The organism is Vibrio sp. 1401, assembly GCF_033340295.1.
In genome coordinates this window covers 1-523 of the sequence record NZ_JAWOWF010000814.1, presented here as the reverse complement: position 1 = coordinate 523, position 523 = coordinate 1, and the positions used below count along the sequence as shown (strand labels likewise).

Here is a 523-nt window from a genome sequence, read left to right as displayed (position 1 = left end):
GGAATGCGGTTATGAGGGACGTACTGCAACGTGAGTGAACGGTCACCACGAACATCCACGTTAAACACCTGAATGTTAGGCTCTAAGTTTGATAGGTTGTACTGCGCTGCCAGAGTTTCTCGAATGCGCTTGTAGCCCATTCCATCATGTATGGCGGAGACTTCAATAAAGTTCTTCCTGTCATCATCGTTGATGGCGAACAGTTTGAAATCACGCATCAATTTCGGAGACAAATATTGGCTGATAAAGCTTTCATCTTTGAAATTATGCATAGCAAAATGCAAGGCATCTAACCAATCTGTTCCTGCTAGATCCGGGAACCACTCTTTATCCTCGTCAGTTGGCTCTTCACAAATACGCTTTATATCGCGGAACATCGCAAAGCCGAGAGCATAGGGGTTGATACCGCTAAAGTAAGGACTGTTGTAAGGTGGTTGAGCAACCACACTTGTATGGCTATGTAAAAATTCAAGAATGAACTTTTCGGACACAATACCTTCATCATACAAGTGGTTTAGAATCG

1 protein-coding gene is annotated in these 523 nt (G+C 43.4%); it reads right to left on the bottom strand.

The features are described from left to right. On the bottom strand, window positions 1-523 hold a 523-nt coding region (locus R7Z77_RS28320; RefSeq protein ID WP_318137431.1), incomplete at both ends, for a SpoVR family protein.